This window comes from Candidatus Nitrosotenuis chungbukensis (assembly GCF_000685395.1).
Classification (GTDB): Archaea; Thermoproteota; Nitrososphaeria; order Nitrososphaerales; family Nitrosopumilaceae; genus Nitrosotenuis; species Nitrosotenuis chungbukensis.
The window spans coordinates 24,327-43,235 of the sequence record NZ_AVSQ01000014.1; the positions used below are offsets into that span (position 1 = coordinate 24,327).

General features: G+C 42.6%; 25 protein-coding genes. 9 read left to right on the top strand and 16 right to left on the bottom strand.

Features of this window, described 5'->3' with window-relative positions:
* Positions 1–3 precede the first annotated feature (3 nt).
* Entirely contained in the window at positions 4–1,017 is a 1,014-nt protein-coding gene (gene ahbA / locus NKMY2_RS04750) for a siroheme decarboxylase subunit alpha (RefSeq protein WP_042685380.1), read from the top strand.
* Here the strand turns inward: ahbA and NKMY2_RS04755 are convergent.
* From NKMY2_RS04755 to NKMY2_RS04775, 5 genes are all read right to left on the bottom strand, one after another.
* Positions 1,007–1,801, bottom strand: coding sequence for a hypothetical protein (locus tag NKMY2_RS04755; RefSeq protein WP_042685309.1), 795 nt, complete (start codon positions 1,799–1,801; stop codon positions 1,007–1,009). The two genes, ahbA and NKMY2_RS04755, sit on opposite strands and share 11 nt — an antisense overlap.
* 40 nt (positions 1,802–1,841) lie before the next feature.
* Positions 1,842–2,126, bottom strand: coding sequence for a hypothetical protein (locus tag NKMY2_RS04760; RefSeq protein WP_042685311.1), 285 nt, complete (start codon positions 2,124–2,126; stop codon positions 1,842–1,844).
* A 110-nt stretch (positions 2,127–2,236) separates the two neighbouring features.
* A complete protein-coding gene (locus NKMY2_RS04765) occupies positions 2,237–3,235 on the bottom strand; it encodes an aldo/keto reductase (RefSeq protein ID WP_042685315.1) in 999 nt (332 codons plus the stop codon).
* Positions 3,232–3,777, bottom strand: a complete 546-nt coding sequence (locus NKMY2_RS04770) for a DUF1802 family protein (protein WP_042685319.1) — start codon at positions 3,775–3,777, stop codon at positions 3,232–3,234. The genes NKMY2_RS04765 and NKMY2_RS04770 overlap by 4 nt, the downstream gene beginning before the upstream one ends.
* Entirely contained in the window at positions 3,778–4,452 is a 675-nt protein-coding gene (locus tag NKMY2_RS04775) for a chlorite dismutase family protein (protein ID WP_042685321.1), read from the bottom strand.
* 339 nt (positions 4,453–4,791) lie between these two features.
* Here NKMY2_RS04775 and NKMY2_RS04785 point away from each other — a divergent pair, with 339 nt between their 5' ends.
* Positions 4,792–5,526 (top strand): tetratricopeptide repeat protein, encoded by a 735-nt coding sequence (locus tag NKMY2_RS04785; RefSeq protein ID WP_042685325.1) that lies wholly within the window; start codon positions 4,792–4,794, stop codon positions 5,524–5,526.
* Here NKMY2_RS04785 and NKMY2_RS04790 read toward each other — a convergent pair whose 3' ends face one another.
* The 8 genes from NKMY2_RS04790 to NKMY2_RS04825 all read right to left on the bottom strand — a co-directional run bounded on the left by NKMY2_RS04790 (position 5,527) and on the right by NKMY2_RS04825 (position 9,908).
* Entirely contained in the window at positions 5,527–5,736 is a 210-nt protein-coding gene (locus NKMY2_RS04790; RefSeq protein WP_042685329.1) for a DUF167 domain-containing protein, read from the bottom strand. It abuts the gene before it with no gap.
* A gap of 8 nt (positions 5,737–5,744) precedes the next feature.
* Positions 5,745–6,509, bottom strand: coding sequence for a Fe-S cluster assembly ATPase SufC (gene sufC / locus NKMY2_RS04795; RefSeq protein WP_042685330.1), 765 nt, complete (start codon positions 6,507–6,509; stop codon positions 5,745–5,747).
* Between the two features lie 91 nt (positions 6,510–6,600).
* Complete coding sequence (locus NKMY2_RS04800; protein ID WP_042685333.1) at positions 6,601–7,560, bottom strand: transcription initiation factor IIB; 960 nt, start codon at positions 7,558–7,560, stop codon at positions 6,601–6,603.
* Entirely contained in the window at positions 7,557–7,823 is a 267-nt protein-coding gene (locus NKMY2_RS04805; RefSeq protein WP_076613391.1) for an H/ACA ribonucleoprotein complex subunit GAR1, read from the bottom strand. The genes NKMY2_RS04800 and NKMY2_RS04805 overlap by 4 nt, the downstream gene beginning before the upstream one ends.
* Before the next feature lie 74 nt (positions 7,824–7,897).
* Positions 7,898–8,197 carry a signal recognition particle subunit SRP19/SEC65 family protein gene (locus NKMY2_RS04810; RefSeq protein ID WP_042685334.1) on the bottom strand — a complete coding sequence of 100 codons (300 nt, stop codon included), beginning with the start codon at positions 8,195–8,197 and terminating at the stop codon, positions 7,898–7,900.
* Between the two features lie 4 nt (positions 8,198–8,201).
* Entirely contained in the window at positions 8,202–8,582 is a 381-nt protein-coding gene (locus NKMY2_RS04815) for a 30S ribosomal protein S8e (RefSeq protein ID WP_042685335.1), read from the bottom strand.
* A 76-nt stretch (positions 8,583–8,658) separates the two neighbouring features.
* On the bottom strand, positions 8,659–9,228 hold the full coding sequence (scpB, locus tag NKMY2_RS04820; protein WP_042685338.1) for an SMC-Scp complex subunit ScpB: 570 nt from the start codon (positions 9,226–9,228) through the stop codon (positions 8,659–8,661).
* Between the two features lie 8 nt (positions 9,229–9,236).
* Positions 9,237–9,908 carry a chromosome segregation protein ScpA gene (locus tag NKMY2_RS04825; RefSeq protein ID WP_042685340.1) on the bottom strand — a complete coding sequence of 224 codons (672 nt, stop codon included), beginning with the start codon at positions 9,906–9,908 and terminating at the stop codon, positions 9,237–9,239.
* A 97-nt stretch (positions 9,909–10,005) separates the two neighbouring features.
* On the opposite strand from NKMY2_RS04825, the gene NKMY2_RS04830 reads away from it, so the two are divergent.
* Together NKMY2_RS04830 and NKMY2_RS04835 are read left to right on the top strand one after the other, a co-directional pair.
* Positions 10,006–11,055, top strand: coding sequence for an alcohol dehydrogenase (locus NKMY2_RS04830; protein WP_042685343.1), 1,050 nt, complete (start codon positions 10,006–10,008; stop codon positions 11,053–11,055).
* Positions 11,056–11,099: 44 nt separating this feature from the next.
* Positions 11,100–11,660 carry a P-II family nitrogen regulator gene (locus tag NKMY2_RS04835; protein WP_042685345.1) on the top strand — a complete coding sequence of 187 codons (561 nt, stop codon included), beginning with the start codon at positions 11,100–11,102 and terminating at the stop codon, positions 11,658–11,660.
* An 8-nt stretch (positions 11,661–11,668) separates the two neighbouring features.
* On the opposite strand, the gene NKMY2_RS10880 is transcribed toward NKMY2_RS04835, so the two are convergent.
* Both NKMY2_RS10880 and NKMY2_RS04840 read right to left on the bottom strand, forming a co-directional pair.
* Positions 11,669–11,836: a hypothetical protein gene (locus NKMY2_RS10880; RefSeq protein ID WP_177316514.1), complete on the bottom strand. Its 168-nt coding sequence runs from the start codon at positions 11,834–11,836 to the stop codon at positions 11,669–11,671.
* Positions 11,837–11,914: 78 nt separating this feature from the next.
* Entirely contained in the window at positions 11,915–12,259 is a 345-nt protein-coding gene (locus NKMY2_RS04840) for a P-II family nitrogen regulator (RefSeq protein ID WP_042685384.1), read from the bottom strand.
* Between the two features lie 123 nt (positions 12,260–12,382).
* On the opposite strand from NKMY2_RS04840, the gene NKMY2_RS04845 reads away from it, so the two are divergent.
* From NKMY2_RS04845 to NKMY2_RS04855, 3 genes are read left to right on the top strand one after another with little or no spacing between them, the layout of a single operon-like run.
* A complete protein-coding gene (locus tag NKMY2_RS04845) occupies positions 12,383–13,015 on the top strand; it encodes a DUF47 domain-containing protein (protein ID WP_042685348.1) in 633 nt (210 codons plus the stop codon).
* A 10-nt stretch (positions 13,016–13,025) separates the two neighbouring features.
* Positions 13,026–14,012, top strand: a complete 987-nt coding sequence (locus tag NKMY2_RS04850) for an inorganic phosphate transporter (RefSeq protein WP_042685351.1) — start codon at positions 13,026–13,028, stop codon at positions 14,010–14,012.
* A gap of 55 nt (positions 14,013–14,067) precedes the next feature.
* Complete coding sequence (locus NKMY2_RS04855; protein ID WP_042685387.1) at positions 14,068–14,820, top strand: response regulator; 753 nt, start codon at positions 14,068–14,070, stop codon at positions 14,818–14,820.
* Here the strand turns inward: NKMY2_RS04855 and NKMY2_RS04860 are convergent.
* Positions 14,809–15,309: an Lrp/AsnC family transcriptional regulator gene (locus tag NKMY2_RS04860; RefSeq protein WP_042685352.1), complete on the bottom strand. Its 501-nt coding sequence runs from the start codon at positions 15,307–15,309 to the stop codon at positions 14,809–14,811. The two genes, NKMY2_RS04855 and NKMY2_RS04860, sit on opposite strands and share 12 nt — an antisense overlap.
* Before the next feature lie 310 nt (positions 15,310–15,619).
* Between NKMY2_RS04860 and NKMY2_RS10225 the strand changes: the two genes are divergently transcribed.
* Positions 15,620–17,395, top strand: coding sequence for an ice-binding family protein (locus NKMY2_RS10225; RefSeq protein ID WP_081781874.1), 1,776 nt, complete (start codon positions 15,620–15,622; stop codon positions 17,393–17,395).
* 463 nt (positions 17,396–17,858) lie between these two features.
* Positions 17,859–18,909: ice-binding family protein (locus NKMY2_RS04870; protein WP_042685355.1), on the top strand; the 1,051-nt coding region annotated here is incomplete at its 3' end.

Below are 18,909 nucleotides of genomic sequence, written 5' to 3' on the forward strand. Positions count from 1 at the left end.
TCACTGGATTCCCTTGACAAAGAAATACTAAATGAGATTCAGTGGTCGTTTCCTCTAGTGTCTGAGCCGTACAAGGAGCTTGCAAACAGGTTTCACCTCACCACCGATGAGATGAAAAATAGAATTTCTAACCTAAAATCGGTTGGAGTCCTGCGACAGCTCTCGGCAATTTTTGACACAAGAAAGCTTGGATACAAGAGCTCACTTGTCGCAATGTCGATAGAACCAGATAGGCTGGATTATGTTGCAAATCAAATTAATCGCCATCCCGGAGTCTCCCACAACTATGAGCGAAACCACGAGTACAATCTCTGGTTTACACTGGCAACCCCTCCTGGCACTGATCTTAAAACAGAAGTTGACAAATTTTCAAAACTTGGCGGAATAAAAAAGGTCAGACTGCTTCCAACTATCAAGCTATTCAAAATTGGCGTAAAACTTGAGATGGTCGATGAGAAAAAACAGGAAGTAAAGCCGTCCGAGGAAAAAAAGCAAATCGTTGAAACCAAGTTCGTCCCAACTGAAAAAGACAAGGAGTTCATAAGGCAACTGCAAAAGGACCTTGAGGTGGTGGACAGGCCGTTCCTACAAGCAGCCAAAAACCTTGGCATGACAGAAGACCAAGTCTTTGAGCAACTAAAACGGTATGAAAAAATCGGCGTCATGAGAAGGTATGCTGCCATTTTAAGACACCGAGACGTCGGATTTACGGCAAACGGAATGATTGTCTGGAATGTACCGGAGCCTCGAATTGAGGATGTGGGTGAAATTCTTGGTGCGTTTCCGCAGGTAAGTCACTGCTATCAAAGACCTTCGTATCAGGACTGGCAGTACAACGTGTTTTCAATGGTGCACTGCAAGTCTATTCCGGAGGCAGAGGACGTAGCAAAAGAAATCCAGAAGCAAATCAAGGTGGATGATTACAGAATTCTGTTTAGCTCACGCGAATTCAAAAAGACACGAGTAGAATATTTTACGGAAAACGAATTCAAAATCGAAGAAACCATTACTGTTTAGTAAGGCTGTTTTTTGTCGCGCCAAAAATTTTGATGTGGCTATAAGAACCAAAAATCAGAAATATCCATCTCCATGCAAAAAACAAGTTTGCGGCACTGCTTGCTGAAAACACGCCGTAGTACCTTTCGATCAAAAATATGGTGTCTGCAGCAGCCATACAAATCAAGCTCAGCGTCACCGTGACCCACAGAAAGTTGACCTGCCCTCTGAAAAATAAAATTACCGAGATAAACGCAGGAACAAACACTAGTGCGTCAAGAAATGGATAGACCAAGTTTATTGTCGTCTCAAAGTTGTCGCTGGGAGTGCTTTGTGTGACAAAGTAAAATGACGGCATTATGAAGCTGGTGGAAATTACAGCAGAAAGAACGATGTTCTTTTTTGTAATTTTGTTTTTTCTTGGAATCAAATAGAAAATCATAAACCCAAAATACAGAAAATAACTGGTAAAATAAAAAAAGTCAACCAAATACGAGTTGTTGTTTTCTGCTGCGTACTCCCCAAAATGGTAATACGTCTGATCTGCTGCAAACCACATTATCGTAGCTGCACAATACAGGATCCATGCCTTGGAGTTATTACCGGTTAAGCCATGTCTTATGACTAGAATTATTGAGAATGCAACTGCGATTATCGGTACTGTAACAAAAAATATGTCAGTATAGTAGAACTGGTTTTCAATTAAGGGATAGTCATCTTCATGAAAAAATCCCGCAAGAAGAAAAACAACTACTGCTGATACCAGTGAGAATAGCAAAAATTCTTTCTGTGAGAGTTTTTGCATGCTTGTAATCCTGTGTGTAAGAGATCTTAAAATTGGTTTTCTATCTTGCTAGTGCCTTGATAAAATCGTCAAAGTATTTCTGGGAGACGAACTCGCCTAATTCTGCCCTTATTTCATTTATGATGTCGTCGTAGGCGTCACCAAAAATGTCCTGCAATACTCTTTTTAGAAATTCTGGATTTTCATGACAATCTGGAATGTAGCAATTGTAATCCTTTTCTAGCTTGGATACAACTTTTTCATATTCTGGCTTTCCCATTCTTAGGAGGGTGCTTTCTACTGCAAAAGCAAGCAATGCTCGTTTGGCATTGTTTTCTGCATCCATGATCAAAAAAGCGATTTTCCGCTATTTAATATGATGGAACTCTGATCTAATCTTTCATGCAATTTGTGCAATAATAGCAAAATTCAGATTCCAAATCGGAAAATCAGAAATTATGCAGCTTGAATAGTTGACTTGATCTCGTACGGAGGCCAAGAGTTGTACAAATCTGTTATCTCTCTCATGTCCTGTGAGCTTAGGTATTTTCCGTCTGACATTGCGGAAAACATTTCGATTTCTTCTGTGCTGATCACAGTTGGCAAAACAGACGAGACTGCCCTCTTTGATATGATGAATTTGATTGCAAGCTCCGTAATGTTAAGGCCGTTTCTGTTGGCAATTGGCCTTAGCTGTTCTACTTTGGCAAGTGATGCCTTGACCCACTCCCCCTTTCGAACAGAGCGATGATCTTTTTCATCAATTTTTGTATCTGCTGACACCTTTCCTGTCAATATGCCTGATGCGTCAGGGACACGAACCAAGATCCCGACGTTCTTTCTCTCGGCTGCCTCGATTAACTCGTTTCCAGGCGTCTGCTCCAAAATGTTGTACACTGTCTGGACGGCGGAAACGTTCTTTCGGTTCATAGCCTCTAGGCCTTCCTGCGTCCAGCCTATTGCCGGACCGAGTGCAACTTGGTACGTGTTTATTTTTCCTTCATTAATCTTATTGTCAAGCGTATGGAATATCACGTCGTCTTTGATGTGGTACATTTTTGGATTGTGCAGTCCATACACGTCAATGTAGTCTGTCTGAAGTCTTTCAAGGCTTTTTTCCAGCGCGTGCTCTGTGAACAATGGGTCAAATCTTTGCGGCAGCTCGCTGTGGCCAATTTGCTGTGCGCCTTCAAACTCGTAACCGTATTTTGTGGAGATGACTATGTCGCTTCTCATTCCCTTGAACGCCTCACCGATCAGCTTTTCGCTTTTTCCCTTGCCGTACATGTCTCCCGTCTCAAAAAAGTTGATTCCTAAATCGTACGCACGTCTGAGCATTCTTTTTGCCTCGTCGTCCTCTATTTTTTTGCCCCACCAGTCAAGCGCAATTGTCCACGCCCCAAATCCTATTTCGGATACTTTGATTCCTGATTTTCCAAGCGTCTTGTATTTCAATTTACGATCTCCTTGAACTTTGCCAATCTCAAATCGAGTTCTGTCTGGCTCAAAACTGATTCTCCAGAACTGAGATTTGCATTTATGTCTATCCAAGATTTGCAGCCCTGATATTCTGGTTTTAGCGGAATTTCAAATTCGGGCACCTTGTATACTTTGAGAAACACTGCCTTCATTGGCTTGTCTGGCATCCAGTTCCTTCTTGTCGCAATGTATGGATCACTCCAAATGTGGAACTGAGATAGCTGATTAATTTTATCGTCAGATAATACGTCTGATTCTGATAGGACTTCGGCATACGATGTTATCTTGTTTTGTCCCTCCTTTGGTTTCTGCCCCATTGCGATATCCAAATACTTGCGAAACTGCGGCTTTAGGTTGTCGTAGGTTTGGTGCTCAAATGTGGGAAAAAGAAGAAACTTTTTTGATTCTACTACAAATCCGGACGCGACTTCCAGTATTCCGCCTTTTCGCAAAATGACTGTCTGGTCTCCTGATTCAAGTGCCTTGACAACTGTTGCCCACTCCTTTAGCGCGTTCATCTACCCAAGACTTGCAATTAGCGGAATAATATCTTTCTTGACGCAGACAATCATCGGCGTGTCTCGCTCAATATACCTTGAGACCTGGGTTTCGCGCAGCTCCATTATCAAATCCTGAAACGCGTGCAGGTTGTCTGTTTCAAATGCCAACATGAAATCCTCGTCGTGGATTCCAAAAGAATACGTCGTGTTTAGCACAACTTGCGGAAATTTCTGACCGACCATGATGTGCTCGTCCATCATCTTCTTTCGTTGTTCCACCGGCAGAAGGTACCACTCTCGCGTCTTGATGAATGGATAAACGACTGCGTATCTTAGCGGATCATTTCCCTCAACAAAAGATGAGACCCTGCCTGCCTTTGCGTACATTGACTGCCTAGTTGAGGAAAGGTAAACATGAGATGGAATGATGTATTTCCCAAATACCGTCAGGTATATCTTTGAGATGACCTCTTGGATTGCTTCGACATTGTCTGCGGAAAACCAGAACAAAAACTCGGCATCATCTCTCAGCCCTAATGTGGAGTATGCCCTGAATTTTACCTTGGAGTTCCGAATCACTTGCTCTATTTCCTTGGCAGATTCTTCTTTTGCCAAGTCTGCCATCCATCTCCACTTTGGATCTATTTTAAAAAACGAGAAATTGAAAAACGTCCGCTTTGATTCTTCCATGATTGGTTTTTCCTATGACCATATTTAACAATAATCAACTTTCTCAAGACCGAAAACACCGCCAAATTGGATGAGTGCTTGTCTGTTTTGCCGTATCGTAATACCTGAAATGGCAGCTTTTGTTTCTGTTCACGTGCACCGGGCTTGAGCTGATGGCTGCAATAGGAGTTACCGAATATCTGGCGTATCTTGGGCATGTGTCTCTGGCACTGATTTCTGCAATCGTCTTTGCCGAGGTTATCATGTTTAATTTTGTAATTGACATCGACAGATTTCAGTCAAAGACTGCATTCCTACAATGCTTTGAAAGCTTAATTTTGCGCCATTTCCATACTGTATCCATTGAGCTATCTTGGAAATCCCATAGACGTAATAAAGAAACTCTATTCTGAACAAAAATGGCATGAAATATTCACATACTGCCAAACCATGCTAGAGTCAGACCCGAAGGACTTGGTTGCATTGCAAAACATAGCGACTGCGCTATTGCAAGTCGGCAAGTATGATGATGTGATATCGTACTGTGACACTGTCTTGCAAATGAATCCCATTGATGAATATGCGCTAAAAAACAAAATATTTGCGCTGGAGCGACTAAAAAAACACGATCAAATTATCTTGTGCTGCGACAAGCTCCTAGAAAAAAATCAACAAGACTCTTGGACACTTGACAGCAAGGGGTTGGCGCTAAATGAGCTAAACCGACATGATGAGGCAATATCAAGTTATGATGCATCACTCAAAATTAACCCAAACAACACGACTGCGCTCATGAACAAGGCAATCACTCTTTCATACCTAGAACGGTATGCCGATGCCATACCTATCTATGACAAGGTGCAGTCAGTCGATAATACCATCAAAGAGGCAGGGCTTGCAAAATCTGAGGCGTACACAAAATTAGGAAAGCCCGATGAGGCATTCTTGGCAGCACAAGGCTTGCTAGTGCCAGACATTTTAAAGTTCAAAGAAAAGGCAGCAGAAAAACAAATGAGGGTCTTTGACTATTACTGCTTAAACGAATTTTTGGAAATTGAAAAAAGAGAAAAACAGCACCGGGAAAAACTAGATTCGTAGCTAGACTATCTCAATAATTTTGTCCCTTGACTTGTGACCTTTTTTTATTGACACGTTTGCAGAAGACACGCCGAAATGTTTTGCCATTTTCTTTATGACTTCCTTGTTTGCCTGACCGTCTACCGGTTTTGATTTTACGCCGATTGTTATCTCATTGCCGTCTACTGTGATAGAATCTGAGTTGAACTCGACGTGCACTTGGTATAACAAATTTAGTTCTATGCGTTTACGATCCAGTCGTAGCCTTTCTTCTCTAGCTCGTCTGCAAGTGAGGCATCTCCTGATTTTAGGACTTGCCCTCGTGCAAACACGTGCACATAGTCTAATTTTTTGAGGAATTTTAGAATTCTCGCATAATGGGTAATAACTATGATTGTTGCATCTGGTGTTGAGACGTCGCTGATTGCCTTTGCAACTGCCTGCACCGCATCAATGTCAAGACCCGAGTCTGGCTCGTCTAGGATGGAGACTTTGGGTTTTAGGACTGCCATCTGGAGCACTTCGGATCTTTTCTTTTCTCCGCCAGAAAATCCCTCGTTTAGATATCTTGAGAGAAAGTCATCGCCAAGGCCTACTGTCTGTAAGTTCTTTTTCAGATAATTTTGAAATTCTCTAACTGTGATGAACACCTCTCTGTCACTGGATGCAAGTGATTTGCTTAATGCGTTGTATGATGTTCTAAGAAAGTGCGAAAAGCCGACGCCCGATACCTCTGTCGGATACTGGAATCCCAAAAACAGTCCTTTTTTTGCCCGCTCGTCAGTTGATGCATGTGTGATGTCTTCGCCGTCAAGCAGAATTTGTCCCTGCGTCACCTCGTATTTTGGATGACCGAGAAGAGTGTAGGCAAGTGTGCTTTTTCCGGAGCCGTTTGGACCCATTATTGCATGGACCTCTCCCGGACCCGTCTTTAGATTCACGCCTTTGAGAATTAGCTTTCCTTCTCTTTGGACGTGCAAATCCCTAATCTCAAGTACTGCCATGTTTTGTTATTTGCTCCAAAGTCTATATAATTTCGACTAATTTTAGCTGACCCTAATCATATGAAAAACAAAAAGAAAGAAGGATTAGTGTTTAGTTTTTGGCTAAACTTGGTCTTAGTGTCAGATTCAGCTTGTAGCATGAAAGAATTTCTTTACATCTGTTACGTATGGTGACTTCGGTTACTCCTGCAATGCTGGACACGTCGCGCTGAAGCACGTTTTGTCCAAGCAAGACGGATGCGATATACAGGTACGCTGCAGCGATTCCGTTTGGCGCTTTGCCATCTGCTACGCTTGCGTCGTCTGTCTTTTCGGCAATCTCCAAGGCGAGTCTTTCTACTCGCACATCCGTGTTTGTCATGTTTGAGATCTTGGAGATGTACTTGTCCATGGTTATGACAGGTGCGGTTACTGAACCAAGCTCCATTACGAGCGTTCTATAGTATTTTGCAGCAAGCTTTGTCTTCATTTTGAGATCTTTGTTGGATCCCGTGCCACTGCAAATTTCCTCAAGTGACCTTACTACATCGCATTGTTTGCACGCCATGTAAATCACGGCAGCAGCGATGCACGCAACAGATTTGCCTTTTACCTCCATGTGTGAGTCAAGATTTCTGTAAATCATTGACGATGTTTCCAAAACGTTTGAAGAAAGTGCCAGGCTTTGACATGTTCCGCCAATTACGGTGAGAACATTTGCAAGTCTTCTCTCTCTTGGGGATGATACCCTGACTCTTTGTTGCCATTTTCGGAGGTTGTGCATCTGATTTGCAACTTGGTAGTTGATTGTCTTTCCAGAAAAGTCCTTTGTACTGATGGAAATTTCTGTTGCAATTCCCAAGTCGTGTTGCGAAAAAGTAGTTTGTCCGCTTGCTCGTGTGAGCTTTGTTCTTTCTTCGATGCTTGAGCTTTTTGATTCTGGGCCATAGTCTGCCATCTGTTCCATGACTACAATTCCGCACATGGAACAAATTTGCTCGCCATTGTGTACGTCGTCAACTAGTGACGATTTACATTCTGGGCAGCATGTTTGTAGTTCTGTTATGTTCATCTTTTTCTCTTCCTAAATTTATCGTGTTTAATCACAGGTTCATCAAGGGAGTACACTTTTTGGTCGATGTATTTTTTGATATTGTTTGTCAGGGATATTGCCGAAGCATATGGCTTTGATACCGGGCCTATCATTTCCGTTACTTTGGCAACCTTCCTTCCGGTGTTGTCACAAACAATTCTGCCTTCATCAAGTGGTACCTTGAGTCGTATGATGACTCTGCCACTACTGGCCAAGTGCATAATTTCCCCTACCTCCTGCAATTGAAGTCTAGAACCCTCAAGTGCTAATCATATACTTCTGTCAACTTTACTTTAGCTGCGAGCTATATTGAATTTTATTTTGATTGTTTTGCTCTTTTTGCAACGAGTTTTTCTGAAATCTTGTAGAGAACTTTTGCCTTTGGAGTGACTTTTGGCAGCGTTATGTATCCTGACCTGACAAACGCTCTTCTTGGGAATCGAACCTTGTCATCAGATGCAGTGGTTTCAAATCCAGCTTCCTTTGCGGCATCTGTTAGTTCTTTGAGGGAAGGATCAAAAACGCATTTGTCCTTTGGGAGTCTTCGCCCCATTCTTTTTGTCAATGTCTTATTGAAATAATCTAACCAGACTACGATGTGTTCGTAATCTTTCATTGAATCACTTTAAGAGAATTGCGTTTACTACTCCGTGCTGTCCTGGTCTTGAAACAACACGGCACTTGCCACTTTCTGTTTCTAAAATTGCGCCCTTGGAAATCACTCCACGTCTTTGGTAGTCGCTGTTTGTTGCGTTTTCTAAAACTTTGAGAATTTTAGTTTTTTTCACTTTGGCGTCTGGCATTGCCAAATTAACATAATCGATTGTTTTGAGTCCCGTCTTTATGTGATTTGCACGAACCTGTCTTGTCACTGTGACTTGGGCTCCGATGTTTGCCTCATTTGGAAATCTGTCCATGTCGTACTTTCTTCTGGTTCGTAACGGATGTCTTCTTCCGCCTGTTATCTTGCTTGTTGAAAGATTCTCTACTGACCTCTTCACAAGGTCGTTTCATTTTTACTCTAATTTATACACAACGCAAAAATTCTCAAATAATTGGCTTTGACGCAATGTGTGATTATGCTTGCTGGGTTACCTGCTCTGGGCTTGCGGATTCTGCCGGCGCCTTTCTGGCCTTTTTGAATAGTTTCTGTTTTAGGACATCTGCATCGCCGCTAATTCCAAAATACTTTTGAAACTTTATTGTGGTCGTGTAAATTTTTAGCCTGCCAACATTTTGGTGGGCGATATAGTCAAGCTGTTCTAATTCTTTGAGATGCGAATAAACTCCTGTGCCCCTTGTTTCTACTAGCTGCTTTGATGATATTGGCTGCATGTATGCAATGTATGATAATGTCTTAAGTGTCGCGTTTGGCAAAATTGGTTTTGATGCATATCTTCGAATCACACTGTTGTACTCTGGCTTTAGCTGAAACACGTAAGACCCGTCTGGAAGCGTGGCAATCTCAATTGCCTTGTATGCCGACTTTGTCTTTTTCTCTATCCCGCCAAGCAGTGCAAGTGTCTTTGTCCTAGATTCCGTGCCTGATGCCTTGATTAGCTCCTCTATCGAAAGCGGCCTTCCCGCAGAATACAGTGCTGCCTCCAGCCGAGCCGTTGCCTCGCCATCGTCTTCAATTTTTGTCATAATCTCACCTATGCCATACTCTCTGTCAGTATGGTTATCTTGATGTCGTCTTCAATCTGCTCCAAGTCTACCTTTTGATCCCTGGCCAAAAACAAGATTGCAAAAAAGCACCTGATGGAGTCAACAGTGTCTAAATCCGCAATTATTGCATGCAAAAACCCAGATCCTGCGTCTCCTATTTTTCTTAGAATCAAGTCCTCGTACTTTCCAATTATGTTCTCAAGCGATACGAAATAATCCTTGAAATCCGGAACCTCAACCGGCTCAAACCTTAGGTGTCCTCCCCTCCTCGAGCTTGGGTTAGCGATTGCGCCAATTAGGTTTTCCAAAAGTGAAAGCAATTCGTCTAGCGTGACAGGATATGTGGATTCGTGGCGATATGGTATGTTGAGCATCTCCACATCCACGTCCGTTCTTCCCCTGAGCGGCTTTTTCTCCATTGCCGCTTTTTGCAGCGCAAAAATTCTCTCTACCTTCATTCTGTGTATGAGCGAAGACGAGAGTGCTGCCATCCCTGCGACTCGGAGGTCTTTCTTATCTGCCTTTTTTAAAATGTGAATTAGAATCTCTAAAATCTGAACTATGTTGATCTCCCAGACGTCCTTTTTTGCTATGGTGTTTGGATTAAACAGAACGTTTACTGGAGCTTGAGAAATGTTTTCTGCTTGGTTCTCACTCATAACTAAAACACGTGTTTTGTTTAATAATACTGTGGGGCTCTATTTTTTTGCCTTTGCCGGTCAACTCTTATATTGTTATTACTGCTGTCGATCCGTAATGAAGGCAGCCAGAATCACGTCTCCGCAACAGCCCTTGGAAATAATGGAAATCGAAACTCCAAAACCAAAAGACGTTGAGGTCGTAGTAAAAGTAAAGGCAACGGGCGTTTGCCACAGTGACTTGCATCTTTGGGAGGGCGGATATGATACGGGTGATGGTTTTATGAAGGTGACAGACAGGGGAGTCAAATTCCCAGTTACGCCCGGCCATGAAATTGTAGGCACCGTGTCTGAAATCGGGGCCGCCGTCCAGGGAATACGCGTAGGGGACAACGTTTTGGTGTATCCGTGGATTGGGTGTGGAATTTGCTCCGCATGTAGGGTTGGAAATGACAATATTTGCGACGCCCCACGTTCTTTGGGCGTGTTTCAAAATGGCGGCTATGCCGAATACGTACTTGTTCCTCATTTCAAGTTTTTAGCTAATATAGACGGAATTGACATGGATGCTGCGACATCGCTTGCATGCTCCGGCCTTACAGCTTACACTGCAATTAAGAAATCAAACGCCAATTCGCAACACAGCATGGTGATATTCGGGGCAGGTGGATTGGGATTGATGGGCGTGCAAATTGCAAGGGCAATCACAAATGCCAACATCGTCTGTGTGGATATCGACGACACAAAGCTTGCTCTTGCAAAGGAGTTGGGAGCTGATAGCGTTGTTAATTCAAAGGATCCGGATGCGGCGCAAAAAATCATATCTCTTTGCAACGGCAAGGGCGCTGACTGTGTGATTGACTTTGTCAATGCGCCACCAACTGTGAAGATGGGACTGGCAGTTTTGCGAAAACGAGGAAACATGATCCTCGTCGGACTTTTTGGCGGATCGATTGACCTGTCGCTTGTTACGATTCCGCTAAAGGCAATCACCATCCAGGGTGCATACACTGGAAACTATAATGACATGCTGGAACTAATTGGCCTTGCAAAGCGCGGAGTGATAAATCCGACGATCTCAAAGAGGTACTCGCTTTCAGATGCAAACACTGCGTTAGAAGACCTAAAGGCAAGAAAAATAATCGGCAGAGCAGTTATCAACCCTTGAAACAACCTAATAATTAATAAATAAATAACAACGCTTCCAAAAGCATGAAAAAAATAGAGGCGATCATCCGCTCTCAAAATTTCTCGACTCTAAAGGCGAGTCTTTCCAAGATTGGCCAGTATATTATTGCAAAGCACGACATCTCAAACAATGATGTCTTTGACAAGCAAACAGGACCTAAGGTGGGAAATGCCGGCCTCAAAAGCATCCCGCTGGCAAAAATCGAACTAGTCGTTCCTGACACTGACGCAAAAAAGGTAATTGAAATAATCTCAAGGTCTTCGGGAATAAAATCCAAAGACGGCGGCAAGATCTTTGTTTCGGAAATGACTGAAATCGTGGACATGGATACGCTTGAAGGAGAAAAAGAGCTAGAGGCCTCATCTGTGGTGCATACGACAAAAAGAAGCAGGCTAGTCCCACTGCAAAAATACACACTTCTCAGGGTTGATCAGTTCTATGCGCAAAACAAGGATCTCCTGCAGGCAAATTACAAAATAAAGTCGTTTAGTGACCTAGTCAACTTTTGCATCCTGGAGTACCTATCGACACTTGACGAAAAGATAAATCCGCAAAAAACAGTTTACGGGCTAAGCCGCGTCTGAGTGCAGGCCTAGTCTGAGGCCTTTGACTTTAATTTTGGCAGTCCTTCTTTTACAGCCAGATTTAGTACCTGGGAAAAACTTATTGATTTTTCAGTCTGTATGATCATTTTTGCCTGAATTTGACGCAGTTGTTTTGTTAGATCGCTATCAAGCAGTATTGTTATTCTATCGCTCACTACCTGTTTGTGATTTCTAGCTCATATAATGGTGTGTACTGCAGCGTAATCATTTGATAATCACATTTACGTTTGATGTCAAAGGGCGTCTTTTCCCCTCTGTCTTGTCTGAATGTCTATTGTTTCAGAGACGTCTGAGATGAATATCTTACCATCGCCACTTGTTCCAGTACTTGCAACATCTAGGATGGCCGATACTATCTGCTCAACTTTGGAATCATCCACAATTGTCATGACTGTGATCAGGCTGTTGTATTCTGCCTGCTGCATTTTTGTTCCTCTTGAGCTTCTAACTGACGGACGCGCACCCTTTCCGCGCCCGCGTGACTCGACAACCGTTATTCCAGCCGTACTGACGTCTTCTATTGCAGAAATGATCAGGCTCATCTTGTTATTTGGGATTATGGCCTCAAGACGCTTCACGGTTTTCATCATTTGCTGACTGTAAAAACCGTTTTGCCAATTCTCAAGTATGGATCGTTTACTATATAGTGGAATATAGTGTATGTAGTACAGGCTTTAATCACATTACCCGTGGAGCTCTTTATGGTCCAGTGGCTTTCTTGGGTAAAATCAAACGAAAAAGAAATCCTGACAATTCTGGATAATCTTGCGATCAAAGCAAAGGAGGCATCAGAAGAACTAGTCCAAATGTTCTCACATATTGACAAGGCATCCGAATATCATGCCAAAATAAAGCAAATTGAGCGTGATGCAGACGATCTGACCCGCTCCATATTTGCAGAGCTAAACAAGACGTTCATCACCCCGCTTGATAGGGAAGACATGCAGAGAATAGCTGCAAAAACAGATGATGTGATTGATTTCATAGAGGGAATTTCCGGCAGAATAGTAAGCTACCACATATCAATAAACCCGCCATACATGCTAGACATTGCGAAAGAGCTCGTAAACGCAATAAAAGAAGTGGAATTGATGATATCGAGGCTCAAAAACGTCAAGGCGGATAAATCACTAATTAATCATTGTAGAAAAATAAGCGATATAGAACACACCGTTGACGACCTGTACCGAACTGCCGTCGGGAAATTATTTGAAACAACAGACGCAATCAACATAATAAAACTAAAAGATATTTACGAATCACTAGAAACTGCATCTGACAGATGTCTTGATGTTGCGGACGTCATTGAAGATATTGTTCTAAAATACACCTAAAGGAAAAAACATGTATGAATTAGCAATAGCAGCAATAATCGCAGCATTATTTTTTGATTTTATCAACGGGTTCCACGACGCGGCAAACTCAATTGCAACAGTTGTTGGAACTAGAGTGCTAAAACCGCTCCAGGCTGTGACCCTTGCGGCCATTGCAAATTTCATTGGTCCTTTTCTTTTTGGAGTTGCAGTTGCAACGACCATCGGCAAGGGAATAATCAATCCTGACTTTGTGACAATTCACATCATCATAGGAGCACTTTCTGGCGCAATTGCGTGGAATCTAATCACGTGGTACTGGGGATTTCCTTCTTCAAGCAGTCACGCCTTGATTGGCGGCATCATTGGAGCGGGCATCGCAGGAGCTGGAACGCACGCAATAATTTTTGGCGGACTTGAAAAAGTCGTAACTGGCATAATCATCTCGCCCGTGGTCGGACTAGTTGGAGCATTTTTACTTGCAACTATAATCATTACTGTCTTTGCAAACAAAAAGCCGGGCAAGGTGAACTCTGCTTTTGGCAAATTGCAGCTTGTATCGTCTACCTATTTCTCATTAACACATGGCGCAAACGACGGCCAAAAAACAATGGGAATAATTGCGCTGATTTTACTAACGGAAGGCGTCATTACGGAATTTGCTGTGCCGTTTTACGTGATATTGATGGCAGCGCTTGCAATTAGCCTTGGCACGTTCTTTGGCGGATGGCGAATTGTAAAAACCATGGCAGTAAAAATAACACAGCTAAAACCGTACCAGGGATTTGCTGCGGAGACTGGGGGTGCTACAATTTTGGCAGTCTTGGCGCACGCTGGAATTCCAGCAAGCACGACTCATGCGATTTCGGGCGCTATCATGGGCGCCGGCGCAGTAAGGCGTATGTCTGCAGTCAGGTGGGGAATTGGCAAAAGAATAATGTGGGCCTGGATAGTCACGATTCCAGCCAGTGCCGGAGTTTCATATTTGACAATGCTTTTGATCAAACTTTTTGTGTGAGTTATTTTCAAATTTCGAGCTAACACATAAAATAAAACAAGTCCCATGTCTAACCGTGGCAACAAAAGAACCTAACTTTGATCTTGCCCTTACTCATCTGCGCAATCGGCAAAACATGGCTGCATACAACCAGTTTACAATCATCGCGGAATCCATAAAAAAGACTGATTTAATCAAGGCTGCCCTATCGTATGTGCTTGCAGCAGAATGTAAAATACGCCAAAACAAAGGCGCAGAAGATGAGATAACTGAGGCGGGAAAACTCTTTTTCAATTTTGCAAAAAAAGAAAATAATTACAGTGTGAAAAACGCATACCTGTGCGCAGCAAAATGCTTCCTCCGTGCAGGAAAGTATGATGACGCAAAAGCGGCATTTGAAAAATCAAAAGCCATCAAGAGGAACACTGCTGTAGAAGACCTAAGGCCAGTAATAATAATAGATGACAGCAAGTCAATCGTATTAAAAATTGAAAATTATCTTGAAAAGCTTGGATACAAAAATACGCACTCGTTTTCTACTGGAAAAGATGCACTAACCGGATGCAAAAAGCTGCTCAAGACAAACCCGATAATCCTCCTTGATATGGGTCTGCCTGATGTAAACGGGGACGTGGTGGCAAACAAGATTTTGTCGGAAAAACCGGACGCGCAAATCGTACTCATAACTGCCGATGAAAAAACAACAAAACGCGTAAAGGACACGATCAGTGTGGGGGTGCTTGCCTTTATTCAAAAGCCTTTTACAATCAAGGAACTCAAAGACGCGCTAGATGTTGCCGAATCCGAATACTCGCTATCAAAGAAGTAAAAGCGACATGTTTAGAAGATTTATGTCTTTGAAATCGCACTTTGTTATTCTGTAATCTATGATGTCATCGGAAAACTTTTCAACTATTCTTGACGTTGGGTTTTTTATTCCGCGATCAATTCGTGATATTACCAGCATATTCCATTCTCCGTCCATATTTGCAACAAAAAGATATTCTGGCATGGAAACCACATGTTCTCGTATTGCCTCTTTTAGGGACTCGATTGATTTTGCGACCTTGAATTTCAAAAACAACGCCTCATGTTCGTTGGACTCTGCAACGTCGCTTAGCACTGCCTTGTAACCCTTGATGATGCCGCTTTTCTCAAGGCGTTCTATTCTCTTTCGTATGGTCCTATCTGATACGTCATTGCCTGACTTTCGCAACTCGCTTGCAATTTCTTTTGAAGGGGTGCGGGCGTTACTGTTTAGGATCTCTATGATCTTCTGATCCACCTTGTCAAGATTGGACCAACTGTCGTCACTCATACATTTTCAACAGAATCCGTGGTTTTTGAATATTGTGTGGTGTCAGGTAAAGCAACTAGTCAAAAGGTTAAAACCCTGTGTGGCGGCTCAAATCTGACTGGCGTGATCTCAAGGGAATTGTAGACATGTCCACTGATTTTGCGTTTTTAGAAATGATGGCTTGATCGTTAGTCGTGTTTAAAGACCGAATTGAGATTGGAATCAAAAACAATCTGTCTACCTTGATTATTTCCGACACTGACAAGTATGTCAATAAAACTAACACAAATGTAAGCACGGCTTAATTACATTGCTGACAGACAAACTGTAGATGTTAACTATGAAGAAAATTATTCTACTTCCAGTACTGGTCGCCATGATATCTGTTGTGTTTTTCTCTACTCAAACTGTCGTTGCAGCTGATTCTTTAGATCTTACCGGAGTCAACAGCTTTGCCATTCTTGCTAATACCTATACTAACTCCGGCACAGGAATCGTTCTTAACGGCGATCTTGGATATTATGTGGCCCATGGAAGCCCTCCAACAGTTTCTGGTACAATCTTTCCAACTCCTGCTCCTACCTATCTCTCAGCAATAACTGCTCAATCTAATCTTCTTGCATCCGTAAACAATCCTGCAAAATCTGGCGCTTGTACGACGACCCGATCTGGGGCAACTGTCTTAGACGATCTTCCACAACCGCTAACGCCTGGCGTCTACTGCATTGGTGGAGCTGCTTATGTAAACACCGCAGGGATTGTTCTTAACGGCGACGGAGTTTACATCTTTAGAATAAACGGCGCACTTGATACTGTGGCCAACTCACATGTTGTACTAACAGGCAACGCAAAATCTAACAACGTGTTCTGGGTACCAACGGGTGGAACAACACTTGGAGCAAACAGTGTTTTTGCGGGGAACATAGTGACTAATGCCGCTACTACCATGGGCAGCACTGTAAGTATGAATGGACGAATACTCTCAAATGGTGCAGTTACTACGACAGGACCTGACACAATTGCAGTTCCATCAGGCGCTACTCTAATTCCAATCCCACCAAAAACCCCAACTCCTGCTACCATACAAGACAGTGAAGCACCGTCTTCGCCACCATCGAAATCTGACAGCGATGGCACAATCCCGACAGATCAAGTCTTTTCGTACAAGGGAAGTACAGGCACATCGATATTTTCTTCACAATACATAGAGGTGGCACCAACAGTTGGAGTTGTCAACAAGGCAGTTTTCAAGATATATGAAAAAGCTGGACCTGGTGAAATAAGGCATCTTGATTTGGTCTTTGGCGTGGCAGAAGGACAGATATTTAGCGATAGCAGGATCATGGTCCAATGGGACAAGACATGGAATGGAATAGAGACTACCAAAGTCATCGATCCGGAACATGCCCTGACAAATGTTAGAGTGGAGACCTCAAGGGGATCATGTGACGTAGGTGTTGCCAAAAATGATTGCCTGATTGTAGAGCTTTATCATACCCTCACAGCACCAGTTGAATTCAACACTATTGCAACAAACGTATCTGACAGAATTAGCAGTCTGTCATATTGGAGTGGTTATGATAGAAACGATTTATTGGAATTTAACCAGTTGAGAAAAGATCAGGTGTTGATAGCAAAGAAACTATGGGACAGCTCTAAAATTCAAACTCACATGCCTGTCATAACTGATACGGTGCAATATTCTGTAGTCGATAATAGGGACACCATAAAGTTTGCACAGATGAAAAAAGATCAGGCGCTAATAGCAAAGGGAAAGTGGGACAGCTCTAAAATTCAGGATCCGATGCATGACAAATCCACTCCGTCATACTTTGTAGATACACGAGACACTCTAGCGTTTGAAAAGCTGAAGAAAAGTGAGGCGCTAATAGCAAAGGGAATATGGGACAGCTCTGCAATCCAAAATCCGCATACTCCAGAACAGTCTGTAAGCCCTGCAACCATGCACTGCCTTGATAACGGCGGAAAAATAAAGGTGCAAGGAACTGGCAAGTTAATGCAGAGCATCTGCGTGTTTCCAGACGGTTCACAATGTGAAGAAGGGAAATACTTTAGAGGCGAATGCTACCCAAAGAAGCCTCAGTAATCAAGAAAAATTATTCATTTTTTATACCTAGAACGATCTGCTAGCATTATGATTGTTTGCGGCATTTAGGGATTGAATAAACATGTGCCTTTGATGGCGGTCCGATCTACTATGATACAAGTTTTGAGTGTAAAACACGAGGACAAAAAAGACACGTGACAAATAAGAAAAGAACACAAATGGATTACAAAAGGAACTCAAAAACCAAGGGACAAAGATAAAACTAATCGCGTATCGATGTGCCAGAAATCAAAATTCAAAAAATTAAGTGACCCAAAGCCAAGTAACTCCCTCTGGCGCCCATTCTTAAGGTATTGAATTCAATAATGTGGAGTTTAGAGATTGATCTCTGATACTAATAGACTAGTTGATCACACTGACAGATCTGTCAATAAAACTGACACGAATGTAAGCGCGACTTAATAATAATACCAACATCAGATTGTTAGTGTTAACTATTACAATGAAAAAAATTCTTCTACTACCGGTGCTCGTCGCCATGATTTCTATTGCGTTTTCCTCCATCCCAACTGCTACTGCAGCGGATCCAAGTATTGCAGGACTAGACAATTTTGCCATTCTTTCTGAAACCTATACCAACACCAATCCGACCACTCTGACTGGAGATCTTGGATATACTATAGGACCTGATCCTATTACGACCACTCCTGTACTAATTAACGGCGTAGTGATTGCGTCTCCTAGTACAGCATATGGAACAGCAATAACAAAACAAGGCGAGCTCTTTCTAACCTTAAATAATCCTGCAGAAACAGGAGTCTGTACAACAACCCTTAACGCTGCAACTGAGTTGTCAACCGCTGTAATTCCTGGAATGCCTGCTGTTGGAACTCTGATACCTGGAATCTATTGTATTAACGGCGCTGTCGATATAGCAGCACCCGGAATTACTCTTGAGGGCGACGGAGTTTACATTTTTAGAATAAACGGAGCAATCAATACTGTAACCAACTCAGTGGTAACACTAGACGGTGCAAATCCTGACAAAGTATTCTGGGTACCATCTACAGCAGCACACGCAACGTCACTTAACACCGTCAGTACTTTTGCAGGTAACATAGTGACTCATGGACCTACTACATTATTCGTCAGCGTAAACCTGAATGGAAGAATCTTGTCTGATAACGCAGTTACTACATCAAACGATGTAATTACATCATCTAAAACTGCTATCCCAGTATCTGCTGTCATAATAAGCAATGAATGCACGTTTGACTGTTTTCCACCGACATTGGGGACTGGCAACAATAATGAGGACTTTGTGGATCAAGGATTTTCATATAACGGAATTACATCAGATATAGATACATTTTCAACATCATATCCAGTACTAACAACCAAAGTTGGAGTTGTCAACAAGGCCGTTTTCGAGATATATGAAGACGGCGGACCCGACGAAGTGAGACATCTTGAATTGGCCTTTGGTTTGGCTCCGGGACAAATATTTGGCGATAGCGAGGTTGTGGTAGAATGGGACAAGACTTGGAGTGGAG